This window comes from Rhizobium sp. SAFR-030 (assembly GCF_059415005.1).
Genome location: NZ_JBPFDO010000004.1, coordinates 20379 through 44252, shown reverse-complemented (window position 1 = coordinate 44252; position 23874 = coordinate 20379). Strand labels below are relative to the sequence as shown.

The 23874-nt window shown below is 62.5% G+C and carries 26 protein-coding genes and 1 pseudogene; 7 read left to right on the top strand and 20 right to left on the bottom strand.

Annotation, left to right across the window (positions count from 1 at the left end; genetic code table 11):
* Positions 1-13: 13 nt before the first annotated feature.
* The 3 genes from ACR65N_RS13095 to ACR65N_RS13085 form a co-directional block, all read right to left on the bottom strand.
* Entirely contained in the window at positions 14-880 is an 867-nt protein-coding gene (locus ACR65N_RS13095) for an ABC transporter permease (RefSeq protein WP_440457383.1), read from the bottom strand.
* The gene (locus ACR65N_RS13090) at positions 877-1764 is read right to left on the bottom strand and encodes an ABC transporter permease (RefSeq protein WP_440457382.1); all 888 of its coding nucleotides are present in this window, start codon (positions 1762-1764) and stop codon (positions 877-879) included. Before ACR65N_RS13090 ends, ACR65N_RS13095 begins: the two co-directional genes overlap by 4 nt.
* A 624-nt stretch (positions 1765-2388) precedes the next feature.
* Entirely contained in the window at positions 2389-3174 is a 786-nt protein-coding gene (locus ACR65N_RS13085; protein ID WP_440457381.1) for an ABC transporter ATP-binding protein, read from the bottom strand.
* 127 nt (positions 3175-3301) lie between these two features.
* On the opposite strand from ACR65N_RS13085, the gene ACR65N_RS13080 reads away from it, so the two are divergent.
* Positions 3302-3715 (top strand): cupin domain-containing protein, encoded by a 414-nt coding sequence (locus ACR65N_RS13080; RefSeq protein WP_440457380.1) that lies wholly within the window; start codon positions 3302-3304, stop codon positions 3713-3715.
* Positions 3716-3808: 93 nt separating this feature from the next.
* Here ACR65N_RS13080 and ACR65N_RS13075 read toward each other — a convergent pair.
* From ACR65N_RS13075 to ACR65N_RS13055, 5 genes and pseudogenes are all read right to left on the bottom strand, one after another.
* A pseudogene (locus ACR65N_RS13075) lies at positions 3809-4162 on the bottom strand (endonuclease domain-containing protein); the annotation flags it as partial.
* Positions 4163-4318: 156 nt separating this feature from the next.
* The gene (gene hydA, locus ACR65N_RS13070; RefSeq protein ID WP_440457379.1) at positions 4319-5773 is read right to left on the bottom strand and encodes a dihydropyrimidinase; all 1455 of its coding nucleotides are present in this window, start codon (positions 5771-5773) and stop codon (positions 4319-4321) included.
* A gap of 25 nt (positions 5774-5798) precedes the next feature.
* Positions 5799-6224, bottom strand: coding sequence for a VOC family protein (locus ACR65N_RS13065; protein ID WP_440457378.1), 426 nt, complete (start codon positions 6222-6224; stop codon positions 5799-5801).
* Positions 6225-6429: 205 nt separating this feature from the next.
* Positions 6430-6633 carry a hypothetical protein gene (locus ACR65N_RS13060; protein ID WP_440457377.1) on the bottom strand — a complete coding sequence of 68 codons (204 nt, stop codon included), beginning with the start codon at positions 6631-6633 and terminating at the stop codon, positions 6430-6432.
* A gap of 49 nt (positions 6634-6682) precedes the next feature.
* Positions 6683-7936: a Zn-dependent hydrolase gene (locus ACR65N_RS13055; RefSeq protein WP_440457376.1), complete on the bottom strand. Its 1254-nt coding sequence runs from the start codon at positions 7934-7936 to the stop codon at positions 6683-6685.
* Positions 7937-8227: 291 nt separating this feature from the next.
* On the opposite strand from ACR65N_RS13055, the gene ACR65N_RS13050 reads away from it, so the two are divergent.
* Entirely contained in the window at positions 8228-8872 is a 645-nt protein-coding gene (locus ACR65N_RS13050) for a TetR family transcriptional regulator C-terminal domain-containing protein (protein WP_440457375.1), read from the top strand.
* A 9-nt stretch (positions 8873-8881) separates the two neighbouring features.
* Here the strand turns inward: ACR65N_RS13050 and ACR65N_RS13045 are convergent, their stop codons facing one another.
* On the bottom strand, positions 8882-9916 hold the full coding sequence (locus tag ACR65N_RS13045) for a YeiH family protein (protein ID WP_440457374.1): 1035 nt from the start codon (positions 9914-9916) through the stop codon (positions 8882-8884).
* Positions 9917-10025: 109 nt separating this feature from the next.
* Between ACR65N_RS13045 and ACR65N_RS13040 the strand changes: the two genes are divergently transcribed.
* Both ACR65N_RS13040 and ACR65N_RS13035 read left to right on the top strand, forming a co-directional pair.
* On the top strand, positions 10026-10907 hold the full coding sequence (locus ACR65N_RS13040; protein WP_440457373.1) for a LysR family transcriptional regulator: 882 nt from the start codon (positions 10026-10028) through the stop codon (positions 10905-10907).
* A 72-nt stretch (positions 10908-10979) separates the two neighbouring features.
* Complete coding sequence (locus ACR65N_RS13035) at positions 10980-11573, top strand: hypothetical protein (protein WP_440457372.1); 594 nt, start codon at positions 10980-10982, stop codon at positions 11571-11573.
* Positions 11574-11615: 42 nt separating this feature from the next.
* Here ACR65N_RS13035 and ACR65N_RS13030 read toward each other — a convergent pair whose 3' ends face one another.
* The 3 genes from ACR65N_RS13030 to ACR65N_RS13020 form a co-directional block, all read right to left on the bottom strand.
* Positions 11616-11816, bottom strand: a complete 201-nt coding sequence (locus ACR65N_RS13030; protein WP_440457371.1) for a hypothetical protein — start codon at positions 11814-11816, stop codon at positions 11616-11618.
* 275 nt (positions 11817-12091) lie between these two features.
* Positions 12092-12391: a putative quinol monooxygenase gene (locus ACR65N_RS13025; protein WP_430304329.1), complete on the bottom strand. Its 300-nt coding sequence runs from the start codon at positions 12389-12391 to the stop codon at positions 12092-12094.
* Positions 12392-12434: 43 nt separating this feature from the next.
* Positions 12435-13457: a zinc-binding alcohol dehydrogenase family protein gene (locus ACR65N_RS13020; RefSeq protein ID WP_440457370.1), complete on the bottom strand. Its 1023-nt coding sequence runs from the start codon at positions 13455-13457 to the stop codon at positions 12435-12437.
* A gap of 97 nt (positions 13458-13554) precedes the next feature.
* Between ACR65N_RS13020 and ACR65N_RS13015 the strand changes: the two genes are divergently transcribed.
* Positions 13555-14451 carry a LysR family transcriptional regulator gene (locus ACR65N_RS13015; RefSeq protein WP_440457369.1) on the top strand — a complete coding sequence of 299 codons (897 nt, stop codon included), beginning with the start codon at positions 13555-13557 and terminating at the stop codon, positions 14449-14451.
* 156 nt (positions 14452-14607) lie between these two features.
* Here the strand turns inward: ACR65N_RS13015 and ACR65N_RS13010 are convergent, their stop codons facing one another.
* Positions 14608-15192, bottom strand: a complete 585-nt coding sequence (locus ACR65N_RS13010; RefSeq protein WP_440457368.1) for a flavodoxin family protein — start codon at positions 15190-15192, stop codon at positions 14608-14610.
* Positions 15193-15296: 104 nt separating this feature from the next.
* Positions 15297-15644, bottom strand: coding sequence for a DoxX family protein (locus ACR65N_RS13005; protein ID WP_440457367.1), 348 nt, complete (start codon positions 15642-15644; stop codon positions 15297-15299).
* Positions 15645-15777: 133 nt separating this feature from the next.
* Between ACR65N_RS13005 and ACR65N_RS13000 the strand changes: the two genes are divergently transcribed.
* Positions 15778-16350 (top strand): TetR/AcrR family transcriptional regulator, encoded by a 573-nt coding sequence (locus ACR65N_RS13000; RefSeq protein ID WP_440457366.1) that lies wholly within the window; start codon positions 15778-15780, stop codon positions 16348-16350.
* Between the two features lie 63 nt (positions 16351-16413).
* Here the strand turns inward: ACR65N_RS13000 and ACR65N_RS12995 are convergent, their stop codons facing one another.
* On the bottom strand, positions 16414-17217 hold the full coding sequence (locus ACR65N_RS12995) for an AraC family transcriptional regulator (RefSeq protein ID WP_440457365.1): 804 nt from the start codon (positions 17215-17217) through the stop codon (positions 16414-16416).
* Positions 17218-17291: 74 nt separating this feature from the next.
* On the opposite strand from ACR65N_RS12995, the gene ACR65N_RS12990 reads away from it, so the two are divergent.
* The gene (locus ACR65N_RS12990; RefSeq protein WP_440457364.1) at positions 17292-18233 is read left to right on the top strand and encodes an NmrA family NAD(P)-binding protein; all 942 of its coding nucleotides are present in this window, start codon (positions 17292-17294) and stop codon (positions 18231-18233) included.
* A gap of 319 nt (positions 18234-18552) precedes the next feature.
* Here the strand turns inward: ACR65N_RS12990 and ACR65N_RS12985 are convergent, their stop codons facing one another.
* The 5 genes from ACR65N_RS12985 to ACR65N_RS12965 all read right to left on the bottom strand — a co-directional run bounded on the left by ACR65N_RS12985 (position 18553) and on the right by ACR65N_RS12965 (position 23843).
* Positions 18553-19308: an alpha/beta hydrolase family protein gene (locus ACR65N_RS12985; protein WP_440457761.1), complete on the bottom strand. Its 756-nt coding sequence runs from the start codon at positions 19306-19308 to the stop codon at positions 18553-18555.
* 108 nt (positions 19309-19416) lie between these two features.
* Positions 19417-19914 carry a P-loop nucleotide/nucleoside kinase family protein gene (locus ACR65N_RS12980; protein ID WP_440457363.1) on the bottom strand — a complete coding sequence of 166 codons (498 nt, stop codon included), beginning with the start codon at positions 19912-19914 and terminating at the stop codon, positions 19417-19419.
* 491 nt (positions 19915-20405) lie between these two features.
* On the bottom strand, positions 20406-21026 hold the full coding sequence (locus ACR65N_RS12975; RefSeq protein ID WP_440457362.1) for a hypothetical protein: 621 nt from the start codon (positions 21024-21026) through the stop codon (positions 20406-20408).
* 122 nt (positions 21027-21148) lie between these two features.
* Entirely contained in the window at positions 21149-22462 is a 1314-nt protein-coding gene (preA, locus tag ACR65N_RS12970) for an NAD-dependent dihydropyrimidine dehydrogenase subunit PreA (protein ID WP_440457361.1), read from the bottom strand.
* A gap of 19 nt (positions 22463-22481) precedes the next feature.
* Positions 22482-23843: an NAD(P)-dependent oxidoreductase gene (locus tag ACR65N_RS12965; RefSeq protein ID WP_440457360.1), complete on the bottom strand. Its 1362-nt coding sequence runs from the start codon at positions 23841-23843 to the stop codon at positions 22482-22484.
* Positions 23844-23874 lie beyond the last annotated feature (31 nt).

Sequence of the window (23874 nt, the reverse complement as noted above, 5' to 3'; positions counted from 1 at the left end):
CCCTTTTTTATCGTTACCTCCGTCCACCGCGGACGGAAGGATGCCAGAAGGTGACCGCGCGTTCTGCGAGTGCCACCAATCCGTAGAAGATCGAGCCGGCGAGTGCGGCAACCGCGATCTCGGCCCAGACCATGTCGACATTGCTGCGTCCCACTTCCGTGGAAATCCGGAACCCCATGCCGACGATCGGGGTGCCGAAGAATTCTGCAACGATGGCGCCGATCAGCGCCAGCGTCGAGTTGATCTTGAGCGCGTTGAAGATGAAAGGCCAGGCCGCCGGCAGCCGCAGCTTGATGAGCGTCGGCCACCAGCCGGCCGCATAGGTGCGCATCAGGTCGCGTTCCATATGGCTTGCGGCAGAAAGCCCCTGCACGGTGTTCACCAGCATCGGGAAGAAGGTCATGATGACGACGACGGCGACCTTGGAGGGCCAGTCGAAGCCGAACCACATGACCATGATCGGTGCCACGCCGACGACGGGAAGGGCGGCGACAAAATTGCCGATCGGCAGCAGGCCCTTCTGCAGGAAGGGCGAGCGGTCGATGAGAATGGCGACGAGGAAGCCCAGCCCGCAGCCGGCGATGTAGCCGGTGATCACCGATTTGAGGAAGGTCTGCTGGAAATCCGCCCAGAGGATCGGCAGCGAGTTGGTCAGCCGGACCCAGATCGCCGACGGTGCCGGCAGCAGGATGGGCGGGATGTTCAGCCCGCACACGAGGCATTCCCAGATGACCAGCAGCGTGGCGCCGAAGATCAGCGGCACGGCAATGCCGATCAGCCGTGAGATTGAAGCGCTCGCCGGCTTCAGCCGCACCAGGTATTCGTTGAGCCCCCAGGCGCAGATCCAGAACAGGACGGCAAACATTAGGTAGGCGCTCATGGCTTTGCCCCCATGCGCTTCAGCACCCGGGTATGGGCAAATCCGACGATTGCGACCAGCAGGGCGGCAAGACCGGCCGCCATGAAAAGGGCCGCCCAGATCTGGATCGTCTGGCCGTAATAGGAGCCTGACAGCAACCGCGCGCCGAGGCCGGCGACCGCTCCGGTCGGCAGTTCGCCGACGATCGCGCCGACCAGCGAGATGGCGATCGCCACCTTCAGCGAGGTGAACAAATAGGGCATCGAGGCCGGCCAGCGCAGTTTCCAGAAGGTCTGGCCCGGACTGGCGCCGTAGGTGTGCATCAGGTCGATCAGCAGCGTGTCGGGGCTGCGCAGGCCCTTCACCATGCCGACGACGATCGGGAAGAACGAAAGATAGGTGGAGATCAGCGCCTTCGGCATCAGCCCGGAAATGCCGATCGAGTTCAGCACGACGATGATCATCGGCGCGATAGCAAGGATCGGGATCGTCTGGCTGGCGATCACCCAGGGCATCAGCGAGCGGTCCATGGCCCGGTTGTGGACGATGCCGACGGCGAGCACGATGCCGAGCACGGTGCCCATGGCAAAGCCGGCGAGCGTCGCCGAGAGCGTGATCCACGCATGGTAGACGAGGCTGCGCTTGGAGGTGATTGCCTTGTTGATGGTGGTATCCCAGAGCTCGACGGCGATCTGGTGCGGGGCAGGCAGCACCGGCCGATCCTGGGCAAAGGTGCGCTGGACGATCTGACCGAGCGTCACCGTCTCGTTGGCGCGTGCCGCCTGGTCTCTCACAAAGGGCGCGTTCAGGTAGACGACGAAACCGTGCCAGACGACGAGGATGACGGCGATTACGGTGAGCACGGGCAGGACCCGGTCGCGGAAGAGAGACGGGGTTCGGATCATGGGGCCGGCTCCTGCGGCCTGCCTGGCGTCTCACCAATGCCCCTAAATCGCCTGCCAATCTGTCGGGCTGATTTGCACCCCCCTCTGTCCTGCCGGACATCTCCCCCACACGGGGGGAGATCGACTCGCGGAGTCGTCCTGCCCCACCTTTCAGGCACCAGTTGCTTTTCACTTTGCTGGGTGACAGTCAGAATGACGCCGGTGCGCCCATCCGATCTCCCCCCGTGTGGGGGACATGTCCGGCAGGACAGAGGGGGGCGCCGCAGGACGCCGACTCGCGTCTCGCGAAAATCCCGCAGAAGATCCCACATCTCCCGCTCGGCTTTCGTCAGTTCGCGACGAAGCGATCTTGCCCGTCTACGCGTTTTTGCGTCGATGTTGGAATGCGGCATGTGAGCGTGCCTTCCACCGAGTGCTGAGCGAGCCGTTTCCCCTCCCAAACCCTCCCCACAAGGGGGAGGGCTTAACCCAGCCTCGCCCTTGTCGATGCGGTTCGGGCGTGGCCGCATGTCTTCTCCCCCCTTGTGGGGGAGATGGCCGGCAGGCCAGAGGGGGTCGTCTTCCCCCTCCTGAAAGCCCTTCAAGTGAGGAGAGTGCCGGTACGAAGGAGAAATGTAGCAAACACTACTCCTCATAAGAATGCCCCGCCTTCAGGCCCTGGCGCACACGGTGGGCGATCTGTAAAAATTCCGGTGTCTCGCGGATGTCGAGCGGGCGGTCGCGCGGCAGCGTCGATTCGATGACGTCGATGACACGGCCCGGCCGCGGGCTCATGACGACGATTTTCGTCGACAGATACACCGCCTCCGGGATCGAGTGGGTGACGAAACAGATGGTCTTGTTCGTCGTTGCCCAGAGCTTCAACAGCTGCTCGTTCAGGTGATCGCGGACGATCTCGTCGAGCGCGCCGAACGGCTCGTCCATCAACAGCAGGTCGGCATCGAAGGCGAGCGCGCGGGCAATCGATGCCCGCTGCTGCATTCCGCCCGACAGCTGCCAGGGAAACTTCTTTCCGAACCCTCCGAGGTTGACGAGCTCCAGCGTCCGCTCGACGCGCTGTTTCTGTTCAGCGGCGCTGTAGCCCATGATCTCCAACGGCAGGGCGATGTTCTTGTCGATTGTCCGCCACGGATAAAGCGCCGGCGCCTGGAAGACGTAGCCATAGGCGCGCGCAAGCCTTGCCTGTTCCGGCGTCATGCCGTTGATCTCGATCGAGCCGGCCGTGTGTTTTTCGAGATCGGCGATGACCCGCAGGAACGTCGTCTTGCCGCAGCCGGACGGACCGATGAACGACACGAAATCGCCCTTGCGGATATCGAGGTTGACCTCTGACAGCGCATGCACCGGACCGTCGCCGGTCTCGAAGGTCAGCCCGAGGCCACGGGCGGAGACGACGGAGGCGGCGGTCATCGCCTGGCTCCGGGGTGGCAAAGGTTGGGCATTTGACGGGCCATGTTTTCTGCTATCATCGGGTTGAGGGGCTGGCCGCCCTTGCCACCACGGCGGGTGCGGGTCGGGTCGAGGGAGGATGGTTGCCATGGACACATCAGCAAAGCCCACCTGCCGGCTGGTGAAGCCGGGCGCCACCTATGACGGAAAACAGGGGCTGAGCTATTTTGCCGGCATCGCCGCCGAAACGGTCGGCGCCCAGGGCATCTGCATGCACATCCTGACGATCCCGCCGGGCGCGCGGGCGAAGGCCCATCTTCACGAGAACCACGAGACGGCGATCTACATGCTGTCGGGCAGGGCCGACACCTGGTACGGCGAGCGGCTGGAGAACCACGTCGTCGTCAGCGCCGGCGAGCTGTTCTACATTCCCGCCGGCGTGCCGCACCTGCCGGCGAATTCGTCCGACGAGCCGGCGACCGCGATCATCGCCCGTACCGATCCGAACGAGCAGGAAAGCGTTGTGCTGCTGCCGGAGCTGGATAGGTTGGTGAAGATCTGATGGGAGGCTCCAGCCAATCTCCCCCCTTGAGGGGGAGATGCCCGGCAGGGCAGAGGGGGGTGAGCCACGGTCACTTCGCACAAAGTGCTCCACGCCGATCGTGCGGATGATGCCTGAGCAAACATCGTCGATATTGTTCAGGACTTCGTCATTCCAGACCCGCAAGACCTTCCAGCCGACGGACTCCAGTTGCTCCGTTCGAGAGCGGTCATATTCCTGATCGACGTCATTGCCATGTTGCGAGCCATCGACCTCGACAACCAGTTTGTGCGACGGGCATGCAAAATCGACGATATAGCCGGCGACTGGCATCTGCCGGCGGAAGCTCAGACCCATCAGTCGATGGGCTCGAAGCTCGTTCCAGAGCTTCAGCTCGGCGTCTGTCAGCGCTCGCCTCATGCGCTTGGCATTCTTTCGATTGGCCGTAGCAACTTCAAAATGCGTCATGGCCCGTCTCCAAGGCAAGATGCCCCCCTCTGTCACTTCGTGACATCTCCCCCTCAAGGGGGGAGATTGGATAGGCCGCAGCGGTTCGATCCTCTTTCGCCTTGAGAGGAAGCGAGCAGAAGCGGTAAGCAGCGCGCCGCGTCCTCTTGCCCATCATCACACTCCACTCGCCGGGATGCCCGACCGCTCCACCTTGCGGGGAGCCGTCAATTCCTTCCAGGTCGACAGCGCCCGCGAGACGGCAGGGAAGGGTTCGCGGGCGACGAATGCCCCATGGCCCTCGCGCGTCTTCACCATGCCGTCCTCGATGGCAACGACGCCGCGCGTCAGCGTGAAGCGCGGCAGGCCTTTGACCTGCTTGCCCTCGAAAACGTTGTAGTCGATCGCCGACTGCTGGCTGCCGGCGGTGATGGTCTTCGATTTGTTCGGGTCGAGGACGACGATATCGGCATCGGCGCCGACAAGGATCGCGCCCTTCCGCGGATAGAGGTTGAGGATTTTTGCGATATTGGTCGAGGTTACCGCGACGAACTCGTTCATGGTGATGCGGCCAGTCACGACGCCGTGGGTCCACAGCATCGGCAGGCGATCTTCCAGACCGCCGGTGCCGTTCGGGATCTTGCGGAAATCACCAAGCCCGGTGCGCTTCTGCGCGGTGGTAAAGGCGCAATGGTCAGTCGCCACCACCTGCAGCGAGCCGGAGGCAAGCCCCGCCCAGAGACTGTCCTGGTGCTGCTTGTTGCGGAACGGCGGCGACATCACCCGGCGGGCCGCGTGGTCCCAGTCCGGGTTGGCATATTCGCTCTCGTCGAGCGTCAGGTGCTGGATCAGCGGTTCGCCATAGACCCGCATGCCGGACTGCCGCGCCCGGCGTATCGCCTCATGCGCCTGTTCGCAGGACGTGTGGACAACGTAGAGCGGGCTGCCGGCCATGTCGGCGATGATGATGGCGCGATTGGTTGCCTCGCCCTCGACCGAGGCCGGCCGCGAATAGGCATGCGCCTCGGGTCCGTCATTGCCTTCGTCCATCAGTTTTTGCTGCATGGCGGCGACCACGTCGCCGTTTTCCGCATGCACGAGCGGCAGCGCACCCAGTTCGGCGCAGCGCGAGAACGAGGCGAACATCTCGTCGTCGTTCACCATCAGCGCGCCCTTGTAGGCCATGAAGTGCTTGAAGGTGTTGATGCCTTTGTCCTGAACGACGGTCTTCATGTCGTTGAAGACCTGCTCGCCCCACCAGGTGACGGCCATGTGGAAGGAATAGTCGCAGGTGGCGCGGGTCGCCTTGTTGTCCCAGCGCTTCAGCGCATCGAGCAGCGACTGGCCGGGATCGGGCAGACAGAAATCGACGACCATGGTGGTGCCGCCGGAAAGCGCCGCGCGCGTGCCGCTTTCGAAATCGTCGGCGGAATAGGTGCCCATGAACGGCATTTCGAGGTGCACGTGCGGATCGATGCCGCCCGGCATGACGTAGCAGTCCGTTGCGTCGAGCACGGTGTCGCCGGAGAGATTGGGGCCGATCTCGATGATCTTGCCGCCGTCGATCTTGACGTCCGCCTTGTAGGTGAGGTCGGCGGTGACGATCGTGCCGTTCTTGATGACTGTGGTCATGCTGGTCTCCCGTGGGTTGCGATCGTCACCCTTGCGGCTCCGCCTGTGGCTGGCCGATGCGCTCGACGGAAATGCTGTCGGCGGATCTGCGGGTTTCGCCGTGCCAGACGGCCTCGATATTGTTGCCGTCGGGATCGATCAGGAAGGCACCGAAATAGCCGGGATGATAGTCGCGCGGACCGGGCGCACCGTTGTCGCCGCCGCCCGCGCCGAGGCCTGCCGTATGAAAGCGCCGCACGTCCTCCTCTCCCGAGGCCTGGAAGGCGAGATGAATGCGCGAAATGTAGTCGTCGGCCGGGGAGACGTAGAGCTCGTCGGACCAGAAGTCGCTGCCATCGCGGGTCAGGGGCCGACCAAGAGCCTGCAGGATCGCCGAGTAGAAGCGGAAGCTTGCCTCCACGTCGGCGACACGGAGATGAACATGGTCGATCAGCCGCCCCAGATGGTCCATCGCCTACCCCACAACCCCCGAGGTTTCCAGCACGGCGTGGAACAGCCCATTGCAGCCGGCGGTTCTCCTGCTGGAGTTCCAGATCCCCGCCGACGGGGCCTGCCGGGACGTTCCAAGGGACGGGACCGCACGTGGACCGGTCCCTGCGCAAGCCGCGTTCGCGTATCTTGCCGTCCCGCACCCACCGGCGTGCCGGTCAAAGGTCTCAGACCTCGACGAGTTCGAGACGTCTTTCCACACGGTCGAGCCGCTGGTCGATAAGGTCAACTCGGCGCGAAATGCTGGCGTATTGCTGCTCCAGAAAACCAAGCCATTCCTTGATTTCCAGAAGGTCTTTGGAGTGCTTCTCCTGCGTCGCGCGGATCGCGCGCAGCATCTCAAGGACCAGATTTTCTGTTGAGGGCGACACGGCTCTCTCTCCGAGACTGCGCTACGTCCCGAATGTAACGCGAAAACGGTCACCCCACAATCTCCGCCGTTTCCAGCACCGCGTGGAACAGCACGTCGCAGCCGTTAGCGGCCCATTCGCTGGAGATCTCCTCAGCCTCGTTGTGGCTGATGCCTTCGACGCAGGGGCAGAAGATCATCGTCGAAGGCGCAAGCCGGGCGGCCCAGCAGGCATCGTGGCCGGCGCCGGAGATGATGTCCATGTGGCTGTAGCCGAGCTTGTCGGCGGCCGAGCGGACGCGCTCCACCAGCGCCGGATCGAATGTCACCGGATCGAAATGGCCGACCGCTTCCACCGAGCAGCCGACGCCGAGCGCTTCGCAGATGCTCTTGGCTTCCGCCTCGATCTTCGCCCGCATGCGATCGAGCTTCTCCTGGGAAGGCGTGCGCATGTCGACGGTAAACACCACCTTGCCCGGCAGCACGTTGCGCGAATTGGGCGAGAAGAACGCCTGGCCGACGCCCGCTACCGCACCGGGCTGCTCTTCCATCGCCACCGCCTGGACCATTTCCAGAATGCGGCCAAAGGCAAGCCCGGCATTGACGCGCATGGTCATCGGCGTCGAGCCGGTATGCGCTTCGCGTCCGGTGAGCGTGAATTCCAGCCACCAGAGGCCCTGGCAGTGCGTCACCACGCCGATCTGCCTGTTCTGCGCCTCGAGGATCGGCCCCTGCTCGATGTGGTATTCGAAATAGGCGTGCATCTTTCGGGCGCCTACCTCTTCGTCGCCCAGCCAGCCGATGCGCTTCAGCTCGTCGCCATAGGTCTTGCCTTCGGGATCCTTGCGCGCATAGGCATAGTCGAGCGGATGGATGCCGGCGAACACGCCGGAGGCCAGCATCGCCGGTGCAAAGCGGGCGCCTTCCTCGTTCGACCAGTTGGTGACGGTGATCGGATGCTTTGTCTGGATGCCGAGATCGTTCAGCGTCCGGATCAACTCAAGGCCCGCCAGCACGCCGAGCACGCCATCATACTTGCCGCCGGTCGGCTGAGTGTCCAGGTGACTACCGACATAGACGGGCAGGGCGTCGGGATCGGTGCCGGGGCGGGTGGCAAACATCGTGCCCATTTGGTCGACGCCGGTCGTCAGACCCGCCTCGTCGCACCAGCGCTTGAACAGGTGGCGACCTTCACTATCGGCATCCGTCAGGGTCTGGCGATTGTTGCCGCCGGCAATGCCGGGGCCGATCTTCGCCATCTCCATGAGGCTGTCCCACAGCCGATCGCCGTTGACGCGCAAGTTCTCGCCTGGTGCTGCCACCATTCGCTCATTCCTTCGATTGCTCAGCCTGGTGGGGTGCGATGCCCGGCTGCTGTTCCCTGGCGGCCCGGCGCGCATCTTCTTGAGGGTCGGGCTGCCTTGGACTTGCCTTCGCCGAATGCGTCGCCGATAAATTGACCGGTTGGACAAAGCTTACAACGTCCCGGCTCGCACTCAAGTCGAAAAGCGTCTGGCGGCAGGAAAAATGAACAGAATTCCGGCAGCTCAAATCCGGGATCAAAAACTGTGCATCTGCGTCCATTGGGGCGCGCAGTGCACCGAGGAAGCGGCGGCATGGTGGCGAGAGCGGCAAAGACCCAGCGGCGGACACGCATCCAGGAGGAGAAGGAGGAGAAGATCCTCGAAGCCGCGCTCGGGGTGTTCTCCACCTATGGGTTCCGTGGCTCGACCATCGACCAGATCGCCGAAGCGGCCGGCATGTCGAAGCCCAACCTTCTCTACTACTTTCGCACAAAGGAAGCGATCCACCGGACGCTTCTCGACCGCATGCTGTTCACCTGGCTGGAGCCGCTGAGGGCCTTCGACGCAGACGGCGATCCGGAGGCCGAGATCCGCTCCTACATCCGCCGCAAGCTGGAAATGTCCCGCGACTTTCCGCGGGAGAGCCGGCTGTTCGCCAACGAAATCCTGCAAGGCGCTCCGCATATCGAAGACGAGCTGAAGGGGCCGTTGCGCGAACTGGTGGATGAGAAGGCGCGCATCATCCGCGGCTGGGCGGAGGCTGGAAAGATCGCCGCCTGCGATCCGCATCACCTGATCTTCTCGATCTGGTCGACCACCCAGCATTATGCCGATTTCGACGTGCAGGTGCGGGCGGTGCTCGGTGCCGATGCCGGGAAGGAGCGCTTCGAGCAGGCCGCCCATTATCTGGAGGGGCTGTTTCTGCGCGGCTTGAGAGCGGCGGCCAAGGACACCTGACGGTCGGGATCAAAGCCCGGTCAGCGTCACCATCACATAGCCGAACACCGAGATGAACAGCCAGCCGAAGGCGCCGAGCGCCAGCGGCCGCAGACCCTTGGCCCTCAACGCGCGGATGTCGGTCTGCAGGCCCATCGCGGCAAGGCCGGTCGCCAGCAGGAACGTGCTGGCGAGGGCGGTCAGTCCCTCCAAAGCCTTTGGAATGTCGACGACGCTGTTGAGCGCGGCCATGGCGATGAAGCCGACTACGAACCACGGAAAGGGCGCTGCTCCGGCGGAATGCTCGCCGCGCGCGGTGCGGAACGCCGTCAGGCCGAGGATCATCACCAGCGGCGCCAGCAGCACAACGCGCGCCAGTTTCGAGATCGTGCCGAATTCGCCGGCCTCGTGGCCCGCCTGGAATGTCGCCGCGACCACCTGCGCCACCTCGTGCACGGTCGCACCGGTCCACACACCATAGGCCATGGCGTCGAGGCCGAGCGGGGCGGCAAGCAGCGGGTAGACGAGCATCGAGATCGAGCCGAAGATCGTCACGCAGGCCACCGCATAGGCAACATCCTCCTCGCGACCTCGGATAGCCGCATTGGCGGCGATCACTGCCGAGGCGCCGCAGACGGAGGTGCCGGCCGCGATCAGGCCGGTGGTCTGGCGGTCGACCCCCAGCCACCGCCCGACCATGGTGATCGCCAGGAAGGTTGCGGCAAGCGTCGCCACGACGGTTACGAGCCCGGCGGCGCCAAGCGCAACAACCTGGCCGGCGGTGATCTGCAACCCGAGCAGCACGATGCCGAGCCGCAGCTGCCGTCGCAGCGAAAAGCCGATGCCGGCTGTGGCCGCCTTGGGTACGCCGGGGAGATTGCGGACCAGCATCCCGCAGATGATGGCGAGGATCAGCGGGCTGACAGCCTGCCAGCCGGTGAGGGTCCGGAAGGCAAGACAGCCGCCGGCGATCAGGCCGCAAATCAGGAGACCGGATGCGATGCCGTCCGCCAGTCCGGAGAAGGGCTGGGTAGGTCGTTTCGTCTGAGCAATATGCGAGAGCATGGTGTGCTGATCCTGCCGATAACGGAGCGCTATTATTCTCCTGCAGGCATTTCCAGCGGTCCAACAGATTGGTATGATCAAATCCATCGCTTTAGACGAACGAAATTCGATGACCCTTGAACAGCTGCGGATTTTCCTGGAAGTGGCGGAGCGCCAGCACGTGACGCGGGCGGCCGAGGTGCTGAACCTGACGCAGTCCTCGGTCAGTGCGGCGATCGCGGCGCTTGAGGCGCGCCATGCGGTGCGGCTGTTCAACCGGGTGGGGCGCGGCATCGAGCTGACCGAGGCCGGTCGGCTTTTCCTGCCGGAGGCGCGCAAGCTTCTCGATCAGGCGGCCGTTGCGGCCCGCCTGCTTGCCGATCTCTCCGGCACGGCCAGCGGAAGCCTGCGCATCCACGCCAGCCAGACGGTGGCGAGCTACTGGCTGCCGCAGCGATTGATGCGCTACCACGCAGAGTATGCGCAGGTGGATCTCGGGCTGACGGTCGGCAATACCCATAGCGCTGCGGAAGCCGTGCTGGCGGGCCGGGCGGAACTCGCGGTTGTCGAGGGTGACGTCGATCTGGATGCGCTGACGGTCACCAGGGTCGGTGAGGACCAGCTGGTCCTGGTCGTCGGCGGACGTCATGCCTGGGCGGACGGGCGTTCATTGTCTGCGGCCGATTGTCTGGAAACCAGCTGGATCCAGCGAGAGCCCGGATCCGGCACGCGGGCCGCCTTCGAGACGGAGATCCGGCGTCTCGGGCTGCAGCCGGACGAGTTGCAGGTGGTGCTGGAATTGCCGTCCAACGAGGCAGTCATCGCCGCGGTCGAGGCGGGCGAAAGTGCTGCCGTCCTGTCTTCCCGCGCGGTCGAGGCGCATGTGGCGCAGGGGCGGCTGCGGATTGCCGCCCTGCCGATGCCGAACCGGCCGTTCTTCCTTCTGCGCCACTCCGAACGGCACGTGACGCGCGCCATGCGGGCGATGATCGACGTGCTGGGCGAGGGGTAGGGGCGGCTGCGCTCGCTTCCATCAGACGCCGGGCTCGCACCATTGCCCCGGTGCACCGGGAGAGCCGACGCTGTGCACGGCGAAGTGTTGTCAGTCGCAAGCGGTTGCCGGCATCGTCGCTTTCATTTCGCGCGAAGATCGCTATCTACCGGGGATGAAAATTCTCTTGAGACGGAGGGGCGCCTGATGGCTTGGACTTCGGCCATCGCTTTCCTCGTCATCGGCCTGGCGTTCCTGATCGATCGCCGGATCGGCGCCGGACTGGCAGCTCTCGCGGCCCTTGTGGCGGCCATCGTCTTCGTTCCGACGTTCTTCGGGCACGCCGAGCGAGGCGGCCGGACCGACGCCGTGATCGCCAGTGCAAGGCTGGATGCCGAGGCATGCCGCGATCCGGGCATGCCCATCCTGATCGAGTTGAAGAACGGTAACGACCGGACCGCCGTGAAGCGCCTGTCGTTCACGCTCCTTGGCAGGCTCAAGGGGCAGACCTCCGTCGCGTATCGGGCATTCCTGCGCGAGGACCGGGTGCTGGCGGCAGGCGAGACGTCAAGGATCTGTCACGCGCTTCTTCCGCATGCCTTCGCGCCGCCGCGGCCCGAGGAGATCATTCCCGGGAACTACGACTGGTCCGTGGATCTCTCGCTGGTGGATTTCGCCGGCGCGTGAGGATGACGGTGCGCCGGGAGGGACGCCGGCGCTCTTCCACTCTCAGGTCCTGCGGGCTTCCAGTCGCCGCCGGTCACGTTCCAGATGCTGGACGCCGAGTGCCGTCAGGCGGATCTGTCGTTTCTGAAACTCGCCGCGGATTTCGATGAAACCCTTTTCCTCGGCTTCGCCCAGCGTCTTCAGGCTGGTGCCCTTCGGCGGAGGCTGCCAATCCGCACCGACAGTGCTGTGCAGCAAGACCATGATCTTGATAATGTGCGTATCTCCAAGCGCGGATAAAGAGAGTGGCGACTGCAGCGCGCGCCGATGGCGGCCCGTGAGCCAAGCCGGTCCTGCTCTTAACGCACCGCGCGTGGTTTGTAATGGCCAAAGGAAAGCCTATCCGTATTCATGCCACCGAGCGCTGATTGAGGTCCGTTAGGTCGATATCAAATCGACCAAGTTCTTCAGCCGAAGTCGACGGCGTCGTGCCCCGATCGTCCGGCCTGTTGGCCGCACCATCGGGGCTGGGTTCACCTTCAATCCCTTGGCGATCGTTCGTTGCTGGCGTCGTACAACTTGACCTCGTTTCGCATTCGCCCAGACCAACGGGTGAAGATCGCGACGACCTCCGGCCGGGCTAGGTATGCATCAAGCGAGGCCCTGTCGTTCCACCGTTCCAGAACCGTCACGCTTCCCTCGGCCGGATCGTCTAATGTAAACGAGAAGAACAGGTTACCTTTGGCGGCCCTGCCGATCGACAAGGTACTACGAGCGTCCGCGACAAAGGCATCGACCTCGGACGGAGCCACGAACACGTGGCCTGCAACAATCAGCATGTGCTTACTCCGGTATGTGATTCAGATGGCGACGGTTCGTACGTCAGGGCAACGTCACGACAATCTTCGTTGCCGTGACGCCAGCCTTCTGAGCTTCCAAAGCCGCCTGGAGCGCTTCGAGCCCGCTACCAGATATTTTCGCGGGAGGTGCTGCGACGAAGGTGCCATCAGCGAGCCCTTTCGGAAGAAACTCGCGGTAGATCATTGGTCCAACATCGTCGTCCTTCAGCATCGTTCCGAAAATGTGAGTTGCATCGACGCTCGCCGGTCGATCTTCGGGCGGCGGAAGGGTCGCTGCGATCTTCCTCACGCCTTCGCAACGGCTGACGACGGTCATGCAGGCGGCGATGTCGCCGGTCGCATGCAGCGTGCCAGCAAGGTGCTGCCCGCTCAGCCGATTGACGAGGTCATCGACGAGTGTATCGCTCTTGTAGTCGAATACTTCTGTCGCGCCGAGCTTCTTGAGCATCTCCGCGTTCCTTTCCGACGCAACGGTTATGCACCGGTACCCTGACGCGACCGCAAGCTGGATTGCGTTACATCCGACGCTGGACGATCCTCCCCATACAAGCACCACCTCAGCGCTCGATACTGCTGCCGCCGTGGGCGGCCTTAACGCCAGTTGAGTGCTTCCATACAATCCGCTTGCGGCTGTGCCGAGACCGAGCGGAAGCACGGCCGCTTCGATGAATGTCATTTGATCCGGGATTGGCGAAGCCATGTGCTCGAGCACGATCGTATGGTCCTGGAAGGCGCCATGATCAGCCTTGTTCACCGTCGTGCCGACCGCCTGGCCGAGGACGCGATCCCCCACCTTCAGTCGCGTGACACCATCGCCGATCGCAACGATTTCGCCGGCTACGTCACTGCCCAGGATCGTCGGGTAGTCGAGCCACGGCAGGATGGCGTTGTCCTGTAACAGCCAGTCGATCGGGTTGATCGCGATGGCTGCGTTGCGGATCAGGATTTCGTTTGCATCCGGCTGTGGCAGGGGCGCGGCCCCGACTTGCAGCGGCTCGCCTGGTGCTTTCTGCCAAGCGGCTCGATTGGTGGTCGTTGCAGACATGAGGCTAACTCCGGTTGTTTCAGTTCCGAAATATGACCTCGCCTCTGTCCCATAAAGAGCATAATGTGGGATGGGTTGTTGATCTGAGAGAACTAATGTGGATGGCAGGCATTTTGCCGAGTTGACGGCTTTCATGGCTATCCATGAGACACGGAGCTTTCGAGACGCCGCCGCGAGGCTCGGCGTGACGGCCTCGGCGCTCAGTCGCACTTTGCGGCGTTTGGAAGACAGGCTTGGCCTTCGGTTGATCAACCGGACGACGCGCAGCGTGAGTTCTACCGAGGCGGGCTTGCTTCTGTACGCGAAGCTCGCTCCGGCAGTCTCGAGTGTCGAAGCTGCGGTTGAAGACGCGATCGCGCTTCGCACAGACCTCATGGGCACGGTCAAACTCAATCTTCCCCGGCTGGCAGCCGAGTTGATCATGATGCCACGACTGTCGAAGTTCAGAGCGCTCTACCCGGGCGTGCGTATCGACATGGTGATTGACGACGCGCTAACGGACATTGTCGCAAAAGGGTTTGACGCTGGCATACGGATTGGCGAGCGCCTCGCCCAAGACATGATCGCCGTTCGTCTCACGAAACCCTATCGTATTGCAGTCGTCGGCTCTCCAGCCTACTTCCTGGACCGCCCGCGACCAGAGACGCCGTACGATCTGACGGCGCATGACTGCATCAATTACCGGTGGTCCACCAACGGCCAGATTTATCGCTGGCCGTTCACGGATTCGGATTCCGCATTGGAAGTCGACGTAGATGGCTCGCTTGTGCTGAACGACACTGGTTTCATTCGTGAAGCAGCACTCGCAGGACTTGGGCTGGCCTGCCTGCCGGAGGCGATCGTTGAGGCTCATTTCGAAAACGGCGAGCTTGTCCGTGTACTCGATGACTGGTGCGCACCGTTCCCCGGTTTCTACCTCTATCACCCCAGCCGCCATCAAACTCCGGCGGGCTTGAAGGCACTCATATCGTTCCTTCAGACGGAAGAGCGTTAGCCCGGCTCGTTTCCGGTCATGCGTTTGCGATGCGCTTCGGTGAGTGTCCGTCGCCAATCACAGTAGAAAGGTCGGCCCAAGCCGGTCATCGGCTTTGAACCAAGCCTCCCGCACCGTGGCGCGGGAGGGACTTCATCGAGTTCACCCTGGTCCAGATTATCCTCGGCCAGTCGACTTGAGCTGTCGAGCGACGCCCGCCACTCGCGCCCCATAGAGACTTGCAGTTTCAAGATCGCCGACGGACATCTCCTCCGGTGACGCGTCGGCGTCCGACTGCGCCATCGGGCCGATATAGGAACCCATTCGATTTGCATCATCGCGCAGCGACGACTTCAGGTTCGCTGGCTTGATGCCCAGGCTTACCCAGAGGCCACCATGCTGGCCCGCAAGAAGAGCGAAATACTGCAGGGTGTTCAGCTTGTCGCCGTTGAGGCTGGCGCTGTTGGTGAAGCCGCCGAAGACCTTGTCCTGCCATTTTGCGGAAAACCATGGCTTGGAGGAGGCGTCGGCGAACTTCTTGAACTGCCAGCTCGGTCCGCCCATGTAGGTCGGCGCGCCGAAGATGATGGCGTCAGCGGCATCGAGTGCCGCCCATCCTTCGTCGGAAAGATTTCCCTCTGCATCGATCGCATGGAGCGCCGCTGCGGCTCCTTCGGCGACCGCCTCCGCCATGCGCAGCGTATGGCCATAGCCGGAATGATAGAGGACGACGGTGTCCGGGGAGGGATTGGATGTGGTCATGACAGGCTCCTTTTGTGTCGTGGTCTTGCGCCTCGCCTGTCGAGCAGGCGCGGTTCAAAACTCACTGGTTTGGTGGATGAGGCTGACGGTATTCTTTGCCGAAGCTACGAGAACCGGACGAATGCAGCGATCAGCAACAGCAGCAGGAATGCCGCTGGCGGCAGTAGGTGGCGGACGTCGCCGGCGCGGAGGATCGCGACGATCGCGGTCAGCATGATGCAGCTCCCGAGTGCCACGCCAGCCGCGAATGTCGGGCGCAGGACAAGAAGAACAGCGGTCATCAGTTCAAGCAGTGCGGTGACCCAGCACCACCACCATGGAAATCCGTAGTGGACGAATTCCTCGCGGATCGGCTTGCGGGCGGAGGCGTTGGCGACGCTGCCGACGAGAAACGCGGCGGCCGCTGCGAGCGTCGCAGCATTGGCCAGCGAGACGGAGATCAGGTTCGACATTCGGAGACCCCAACGGTGCAATCGCCGTAATGACGATAGCGTTGAACATAAATCTAGCAATGCTAGATTGTCAATCGTTGAAACGGATAATCTTAGTCGCTAGTGTCTCTGAAGAACCAAGCAGGGGCGAACCATGGGTATCAACGAGCGCAAAGAGCGGGAGCGGGCCGAGCGGGAGCAGCGCATCATCGCCGCAGCACGCAAGCTTGCCGAACGGGATGGCTGGGCCTCGGTCACCGTCCGGCGCCTTGCCCAGGAAATCGAATACAGTCAGCCCGTCCTCTACGCCCATTTCGAAAACCGCGATGCGATCGTCGGGGCGGTTGCGCTTGAGGGGTTCGGAGAACTTGCGCCGACGTTGCGCGCGTCGATCCGCCGAGACGCCCGTCCGGCAGAGGCTATGGAAGACGTCGCCACGGCCTATCTCCAGTTCGCCTTCGAAAGGCCGGCTCTTTACGAAGCCATGTTCGTTCTGCCGAGCGGCCTCCGGTTCGCAAGGTCCGACACGCCCCAGGTGCTGCGTGACACGTTCGGAGCGATGATGGCGGTCGTCGAGCCGTTTTCCGCCGAGCCTGAAATCTCGACCGAAACGTTCTGGGCGGCTTTACACGGTTTGGCGGAGCTTGAGCGCCATGGGCGCATCAGAGCAGCGTTCCGGGGCGAGCGGGTGAGGCGGATCGTCGAGATGTTCGCGGCTGCGAACTGAGACGTCTGCACGACGCCGAGGCGCAGTGCATGACGAGCACTGCCGAACGGGCCATTCGGCAAATCAGCTGGCGAAGTAGCGGGTCGGCGTCGTGCCCAGGGCCTTCTTGAACATGACGATGAAGGCGGTGGCGGATTCGTATCCCAGGTCGCTCGATACCCGCTGCACCGTCGCGCCACCGGCCAGTTCGCGCAACGCGATCACCAGGTGTAGCTGCCGCCGCCAGCGGCCGAAGGTCAGTCCGGTTTCCTCAACCATCAGCCGCTTCAGGGATCGCTCGCTCATGGCAACATGTGCCGCCCATTCCACGAGCGTGCGACGGTCGCTCGGCTCCGCCATCAGGGCCGCGGTGATCGCGGCGATCTTGGGATGGCTGGAGGCGGGCAGATCCAGCCCCTGAATCGGCATTTGCGCCAGTTCATCCAGCAAGACCCGCACCATGCGCCCGACATGCTCCTGCGGAGCGGAACTGGCCGGGACATCCGCCAGCCGCAGGATCATCTCGCGGATCATCGGCGACACCGACAGAGTGCAGCACTCCTGCGGCAGCGTCGCGGCGCCCGGTTGAACGAACAGATAGGAGAGGCGCGCGTTGGCCGTGACCTGATTGCTGTGGAGCACGCCACCCGGGATCCACACGCCGCAGTCCGGGGGGACGATCCAGAGACCGTTTTCCGTCCTGCAGGTAACCGCGCCGTGCAGCGCCAGGATGAGCTGCCCTTGCCTGTGCTGGTGCTGTGCCACTTCAGCTTCATAGTCTTTGAAATCGAGGCGAACAGCGACGGCCGGGTGATCCGACTGGTCGATATCGAGGTCGTCGAAGCAGGAACGCAGCAGCTTTGCCGATTGGCCCGATTTGGAGATCATTTGGCATTATCTCCAAATTCGCGCGGCCTGCAACAGTCTACCATCGGGCGATCAACAATCGAATGGAGACTGTCATGCGAATTTCTGTCGTTGGCGCCACGGGACGCGTGGGTGCCAAGCTGACCCGGACGCTGCTGAGCGCCGGGCATCAGGTCAGAGCCTTGTCGAGAGGTGGCCCAGCTTTGGATGCGTTGGTCGCGCTCGGTGCCGAGCCGTTTCTCGGAAGCTTCGACACGGGAACGGGAGAGCTCGACGGGTTCTTCCAGGGTGCCGATGCGGCGTTCCTGATGGTGAAGACCGATTGGAACAACATCGAGGGACACTACCCCGCTGTTGCCCAGCGGTTTGTCGATGCGCTGGAAAAATCCTCGGTCAAGCTGGCCGTCAGCCTGACGGCCATGGGTTCGGACGTGAAGGGGAAGACCGGTCATTTCGAGTGCTTCCACGACCTGGACCAGAAGCTCAACGAACTCGGCAAGATCGATCTGGTCCACTTGCGCGCCGCCTGGTTCATGGAAGATGTGGCGGCGTGGACAGCACCGGTTGCGAAATACGGGCGCATTGCCTGGTTCTGCAAACCCGACTTGAAGATGCCCTGGGTGGCGACCGATGACATTGCCTGGCTGGCAGCCAGGGAACTGACCAATGCGAGGGGCAGGCACCGCGTCACTCTGGAGGTGGGCTCGGAAGATGTCTCGATGAACGAACTGGCCGAGATCATCGGCAAGGAGATCGGCAAGCCGGTGGAGTACCGATACATCGAGACGACCCGCAAGGACGTGGAGGCGGAATTTCTGGCGCGCTTCGGAACGCCGGAGAAATGGCAGGACGACACCCGGAGTGCCGACGCCTTGAACAATGGCATCGTAAGGTTCCATGGGGAGCACGAGGATCGCCCGAGACTGCCGACGACCATGAAGATGTTCATCGGTGACGTCTGGAAGCCGCGTTACTTCGAGGCGGTCAAAGCGGGTGACCAGCGGGAGACATTTCCCCTGTGGGCCGCCCGGGACTAGCCTGATGTCATGCTGGTTCTTTGAGGCGTCCCAGCATTAAAGTCCCAACCGGATGCTGCCGCGACGATGGAATTGCGGCAGCTCATTTAGGGTGTGCAGGCTTTCAGGGGGCGCATGTCAGGCTCGACGCCCATCGCCGGCTCGTATACGAAGCCGGTCCTGATCTTGTCTCACCGTGCGTCATTTTGGATGTGCGGCGAAGGTAAGCGAGCCACCAACGCCGCCGTTTCTTGAGTTCCGGTGGATCATGGCGATCGCTGGCGGAAAGCCGGTCGCGATGACGACTGGTTCGTCTGCTTCCGGCCCGAAGGACGTTAAGTTAGTGATGCTTGGGCTTCTCGGTAAATCTTCGCTCAAGAAAAGCGCGCAACACGGGAGTCATTTGCTCCTGGGGAATGCGATGACCGCAGTCAAAGGAGCGGAAGGTTACGGTAGTGCCTACCCTCGACAGGGCCGCTGCAAGCTTGTCCGCTTGATCGAAATATGCCCGATCGTCACGCTTCCCATGCAGAATAAGCGTTTCTGCCCTAATTTTCGATACGTGATGCAAAGCCGAGCGGTCTTCAAATGCCTTGTCCGAAAGGCCAGCTTCCATTTCGATTGCTTGTTGGATACCTGCCGAGCTTGTCCGGAACGCCGCCTTGAGATCATAAACGCCGCTCATCAGTATGAGTGCTCCTAGCTCAGGCATTTTGGTCGCAGCCATTGCAGAAGCGACAGCACCGCGACTGTTGCCGAATAAAGCGAAGCGACTTGGATCAATAGCCCATTGATGCTGAATGAAACGGATCGCAGCAGATATTGCTTGTTGAGTCGTCGGCCCGCAGAAGTCAGAGGGGCCATCAGACGCCCCGAAGCCAGGTTGTGAAACAGCAGCGGCTACAATGTTAAATCGTGAGGAGAACCGAGCAAGCGTTCCACTCTCCGCGGCCTCCTGGCCGCCCAAGAGAAGCCCCCGCTGGTAGCCATGGACGAAGAGTATGGCTCCTTTCGGAGAATCTGGTGGCTGGGCTTGAAACAGTTCAACAAGAGCGCCGTCGCCGCGATCAATGAGGTGGCGTGTTACAGTGGTGATGTGCTTTCTCCCGCCGAGCTTCTAGGAGATTATGGCGGCCTTAAGCCATGTCAATAACCGGTATTGTCGCACTCTTGCCATGAGCTGTCGGCTCACCGCGACGGCCGCTCAGAGCAGCTTCGTGACTTCAGCGACGCTTTCTTCAATTGAGAGGAGGAACGTGTCCAGCCGTAGATCAGCGGACCACGGCTCGTAGTCGCGTTCCTGTATCTCGGCCCATGTTGGATTGGCTCGACCCTCTATCGGAGGCGATCGTGTCTCGGCACGATAGCGGTGCGTCGTGGCATCGGAGCAGACGACTTCAACTTCGAGGAAATTGCTGCCAGTTTCGAGTGCTACATCTCTGAATGCAGCACGGGTGGTTTCAATGGGATTCACGGAGTCCGCAATGACGGCCCGGCCCAAACGCAGGTTATCCGCTGCCAGCCCATAAACCGCAACGTACCCCGCTGGCCCGATATTCTGTCCTTCCGTCAGTGGTGAAGACGATACGATAGCTTCTTCTATAGTATCAACGCGAAGGTAACATGCGCCTATCCGCCTGGCCAAAGCCTGCGCTATAGCGCTCTTTCCGGAGCCCGGTAGTCCCCCGAAAACAATCAGCACTCGTCCCTCCCGTCTTACCTCTGATTGAATGGCTGAAGCACGGCTTCCATCTCAAGGTGAGACCGGAGTACGGCCACAGGAACACGAGGCCCGTGTTGGTCGATCTGCCTGATGAAGAGAGGGGCGTAACGCTTTTCGAAGTTCCAGATGTAGGAAAGAAAATCCCTATCGGTCAATGGCTCTGGACAACCCTCGGCCATTTCGGGGCGAATTGACCCATAGTATCGGAAGACGCGTTTAAACAACCCGAGAAGAGCGATGCTCTTGGGACTCGAACCCAGAAAACTAACTCTGTTCGTGGAAGCCGGATGTCGAACGAAGATGCTCCACTGCCGTCCATGACCCAGCGCTCACGCCGAGCTAACTGCTCAATCATCACTCGATAGTTTATCTAAAGTTGTTTTAGTGCTTAGCGGGATGAGTATTTCCGCTGTAAACGCCTTACTGCTGCGGCGGCGGTCGGCTGAAGCTGGGCCTGATGTGAAACGAGGTCAACGTCGGCTGCCTTCCAACGAAGACGCGAGGCGGTTAAACACATCTATGTCGTACCGCAGTTCATTTGGCGGAGTGACGTTGTAAGGCAGGCCGTCGTCCGGCAAAGTCCAAAGCACTCCGCCTCCCAATGCCTCTTCCAGATGCTGATACCAGTGGATGAGGAATGGCTGCAGGCGAAAGTGCAGCTCGAACCGATCCCGCACGCGAGAAATGTCTTGCTCACACTGCTGTTTAGCTGTCTGATAGTCGATGACCTTGATGAGATAAGCATCGGCGAACCCGAGTTGCTTTTGCTGAAATGAGGCTCTCGTTGCCTTTAGTTGAAGTTCCCATTGGCGTTTCGGGAATGCGCCGATCTGGCAAAGGCACCAGGAGTAGTGCAGCTTCAAAGGGTCTGTATCGCAGACAACCACACCCTTTTCCCGTTCCATCAGGAGGGCATCCCCCCACCTCTTTGCATTCCAGTTCGTCCAGTACTGGGCGGTTGCCTCGCCAGTACGCGGCTGAGCCTTTCGATCTGACGGAAACGTTTCGGGTATCAAGTATAATTGGCCGTGCGATCTGCACCAGGTGGTCTTGCCAGCCGCACTGACGCCTTCCACGACAATAATCATCATCCAGCTCCGGTCACCACCACAACCATATCGCCTTCCATCGCAGCGCCGCAATGTCCGCTATTGCCGCCTTCCTGCCGCCGATCTCCGCACCCCCCAGCAATCGCCAGCACCCACCTTCCCGATCACTCTGCCGCCAACCGTGCCATCGGGTTGTTGGGATGCGTCGTCCAGTTGGCGTAGGCAGGTTCCACGAGACGGCCGGTGCGCCGGTCCAGTTCGCCGGGATTGAGCGGTACCAGTGTGATGCAGTTCTCCACCGGACAGACGTTGACGCAGAGATTGCAGCCGACGCATTCCGCCTCGATCACCTCGAAGTGGCGCACGCCGTCGACCATCCGGGTGATCGCCTGGTGCGAGGTGTCCTCGCAGGCGATGTGGCAGCGGCCGCACTGGATGCAGGCGTCCTGGTCGATATGGGCCTTGGCGACATAGTTGAGGTCGAGATACTGCCAGTCGGTGACGTTGCCGACGGCGCGGCCGCAGATGTCGTCGAGGCTGCGGTGGCCCTTCTCGTCCATCCAGTCGGAGAGGCCGGAGATCATTTCCTCGACGATCCGGAAGCCGTAGGTCATTGCCGCCGTGCAGACCTGAACATTGCCGGCGCCGAGCGCCAGGAATTCTGCCGCATCCCGCCAGGTGGTGATGCCGCCGATGCCGGAGATCGGCAGGCCGCGGGTTTCCGGATCGCGGGCGATCTCGGCCACCATGTTGAGCGCGATCGGCTTGACCGCCGGGCCGCAATAGCCGCCATGGCTGCCCTTGCCGGCAATCGACGGGTTGGGCGAGAAGGTGTCGAGGTCGACCGAGACGATCGACGAGATGGTGTTGATCAGCGACACGGCATCGGTGCCGCCGCGTCTTGCCGCGCGGGCAGGGTGTCGGATATCGGAGATGTTCGGCGTCAGCTTGGTGATGACCGGCATGCGGGTGTACTGCTTGCACCAGCGCACGACCATCTCGATATATTCCGGCACCTGGCCGACGGCCGAGCCCATGCCGCGTTCCGACATGCCATGCGGACAGCCGAAGTTGAGCTCGATGCCGTCAGCGCCGGTTTCCTCGACAAGCGGCAGGATCGAGCGCCAGGCATTTTCCTCGCAGGGCACCATGATCGAGGCCACCAGCGCCCGGTCCGGCCAGTTCATCTTGACCTGTTTCATCTCGCGCAGATTGGTCTGCAGGTCGCGGTCGGTGATCAGCTCGATGTTGTTCAAGCCGAGAAGCCTGCGGTCGGCGCCCCAGATCGCGCCGTAGCGCGGTCCGTTGACGTTGACGATCGGCGGGCCTTCCTCGCCGAGTGTCTTCCACACCACGCCGCCCCAGCCGGCCCGGAAGGCGCGCTCGACATTGTAAGCCTTGTCGGTGGGCGGCGCCGACGCCAGCCAGAAGGGGTTGGGCGATCGGATGCCGACGAAGGTGTTGCGGATGTCAGCCATGTCTCATCCTCCCCGGATCTCAAGCGACAGCCGCTGCCGGCTGACCGGCAGAGGCAAGAGCAAGATGGATGGCGTCTGCCGCATCGCGGCCATGGGCGACCGCCTGAACCGTGAGGTCCTCCCCACGCTGGACGCAGTCGCCGCCGGCGTAGACACGGTCCATGGAGGTGCGACAGTGTTCGTCGACAATGATGCGGCCGCGCTCCATCTCCAGCGCTCCGAGGCCAACTGGCCGGAAACGCTGGCCGATCGCCGTCATCACCTGGTCGCAGGCAATCACGCCGATCTCGCCGGTCGAAACAAGCTGGCCGTCGCGTAGCGCCGTGTAGTCGAGCTCGATGCCGGCGACAGCGCCGTCGCTATCGAGGATGCGCCGCGGCGAAAGCCAGTGACGAATGACGACGCCTCTGGCGGCTGCCAGTTCCTGCTCGTAGACCGAGGCGTTCATCTGGTCCTTGCCGCGGCGGTAGCAGATCGTCACTTCCTCGGCGCCCAGCAGTTTCGCCTGGATCGCCGCGTCGACGGCGGTCATGCCGCCGCCGATCACCACCACCCGCCGGCCGATCGGCACCAGCGACCGGTCACGCGCCTGTCGCAGAGCGGCGATGAAATCCACGGCATCGTCGACACCGGCCAGATCGTCTCCCTCGATGCCGAGCTTGTTGGTGTCGGCAAGTCCCAGCCCGAGGAACACCGCGTCATAATCCGCCGTCAGATCTGAAAGAGAGAAGTCCCGGCCGAGCGCCTGGCCGTTGCGGATCTCGATGCCGCCGATCGCCAGCAGGTAGTCGATCTCCTTCTGGGCGAAATCGTCGACGGCCTTGTAGGTGGCGATACCGTATTCGTTGAGGCCGCCGGCCTTCTGGCGGGCATCGTAGATGATCGCCGAATGGCCGTTCATCGCCAGCCGGTGGGCGCAGGCAAGGCCGGCCGGCCCGGCGCCGACCACCGCGATCGTTCTTCCTGTATCAGCGGCGCGGGCAAAGAACTGCCGGCCGCGATCCATGGCGATATCTGTCGCATAGCGCTGCAGCCGGCCGATTTCGACGGGACGGTCCTCGGCGGTGTGGCGGACGCAGGCCTCCTCGCACAGCGTTTCGGTGGGACAGACGCGGGCACACATGCCGCCAAGTATGTTCTGGCTGAAGATGGTGCGCGCCGAGCCGAGCGGATTGCCCGTGGTGATCTGTCGGATGAACATCGGGATGTCTATCGCCGTCGGACATGCCGCCATGCATGGTGCGTCATGGCAGAAATAGCAGCGATCGGCAGCAACGAGAGCCTCGTGTCTGTCGAAGCGCGGATGAAGGTCGGCGAAATTCTCTGCGTAGTCTGCGGGCGTCAGCCGCGCGCCTGCGATACCGCTTTCCAGCCGGTGCATGTTGCTTCCCCTTTTGGACGGAATTCTTGAT

Excerpts from the sequence above, each read along its gene's own strand:
- ACR65N_RS13065 (WP_440457378.1), bottom strand. The coding sequence starts at position 6,224 with ATGGACCATCTGGGGCGGCTGATCGACCATGTTCATCTCCGTGTCGCC.
- ACR65N_RS13055 (WP_440457376.1), bottom strand. The coding sequence starts at position 7,936 with ATGGTGGCAGCACCAGGCGAGAACTTGCGCGTCAACGGCGATCGGCTG.
- ACR65N_RS13080 (WP_440457380.1), top strand. The coding sequence starts at position 3,302 with ATGGACACATCAGCAAAGCCCACCTGCCGGCTGGTGAAGCCGGGCGCC.
- ACR65N_RS13095 (WP_440457383.1), bottom strand. The coding sequence starts at position 880 with ATGAGCGCCTACCTAATGTTTGCCGTCCTGTTCTGGATCTGCGCCTGG.
- ACR65N_RS13045 (WP_440457374.1), bottom strand. The coding sequence starts at position 9,916 with ATGCTCTCGCATATTGCTCAGACGAAACGACCTACCCAGCCCTTCTCC.
- ACR65N_RS13025 (WP_430304329.1), bottom strand. The coding sequence starts at position 12,391 with ATGCTGATTGTTGCAGGCCACGTGTTCGTGGCTCCGTCCGAGGTCGAT.
- ACR65N_RS13090 (WP_440457382.1), bottom strand. The coding sequence starts at position 1,764 with ATGATCCGAACCCCGTCTCTCTTCCGCGACCGGGTCCTGCCCGTGCTC.
- ACR65N_RS13040 (WP_440457373.1), top strand. The coding sequence starts at position 10,026 with ATGACCCTTGAACAGCTGCGGATTTTCCTGGAAGTGGCGGAGCGCCAG.
- ACR65N_RS12965 (WP_440457360.1), bottom strand. The coding sequence starts at position 23,843 with ATGCACCGGCTGGAAAGCGGTATCGCAGGCGCGCGGCTGACGCCCGCA.
- ACR65N_RS13010 (WP_440457368.1), bottom strand. The coding sequence starts at position 15,192 with ATGACCACATCCAATCCCTCCCCGGACACCGTCGTCCTCTATCATTCC.
- ACR65N_RS13000 (WP_440457366.1), top strand. The coding sequence starts at position 15,778 with ATGGGTATCAACGAGCGCAAAGAGCGGGAGCGGGCCGAGCGGGAGCAG.
- ACR65N_RS12995 (WP_440457365.1), bottom strand. The coding sequence starts at position 17,217 with ATGATCTCCAAATCGGGCCAATCGGCAAAGCTGCTGCGTTCCTGCTTC.
- hydA (WP_440457379.1), bottom strand. The coding sequence starts at position 5,773 with ATGACCACAGTCATCAAGAACGGCACGATCGTCACCGCCGACCTCACC.
- ACR65N_RS12990 (WP_440457364.1), top strand. The coding sequence starts at position 17,292 with ATGCGAATTTCTGTCGTTGGCGCCACGGGACGCGTGGGTGCCAAGCTG.
- ACR65N_RS13005 (WP_440457367.1), bottom strand. The coding sequence starts at position 15,644 with ATGTCGAACCTGATCTCCGTCTCGCTGGCCAATGCTGCGACGCTCGCA.
- ACR65N_RS13085 (WP_440457381.1), bottom strand. The coding sequence starts at position 3,174 with ATGACCGCCGCCTCCGTCGTCTCCGCCCGTGGCCTCGGGCTGACCTTC.
- preA (WP_440457361.1), bottom strand. The coding sequence starts at position 22,462 with ATGGCTGACATCCGCAACACCTTCGTCGGCATCCGATCGCCCAACCCC.
- ACR65N_RS13050 (WP_440457375.1), top strand. The coding sequence starts at position 8,228 with ATGGTGGCGAGAGCGGCAAAGACCCAGCGGCGGACACGCATCCAGGAG.
- ACR65N_RS13030 (WP_440457371.1), bottom strand. The coding sequence starts at position 11,816 with ATGGTCTTGCTGCACAGCACTGTCGGTGCGGATTGGCAGCCTCCGCCG.
- ACR65N_RS13020 (WP_440457370.1), bottom strand. The coding sequence starts at position 13,457 with ATGTCTGCAACGACCACCAATCGAGCCGCTTGGCAGAAAGCACCAGGC.
- ACR65N_RS12975 (WP_440457362.1), bottom strand. The coding sequence starts at position 21,026 with ATGATGATTATTGTCGTGGAAGGCGTCAGTGCGGCTGGCAAGACCACC.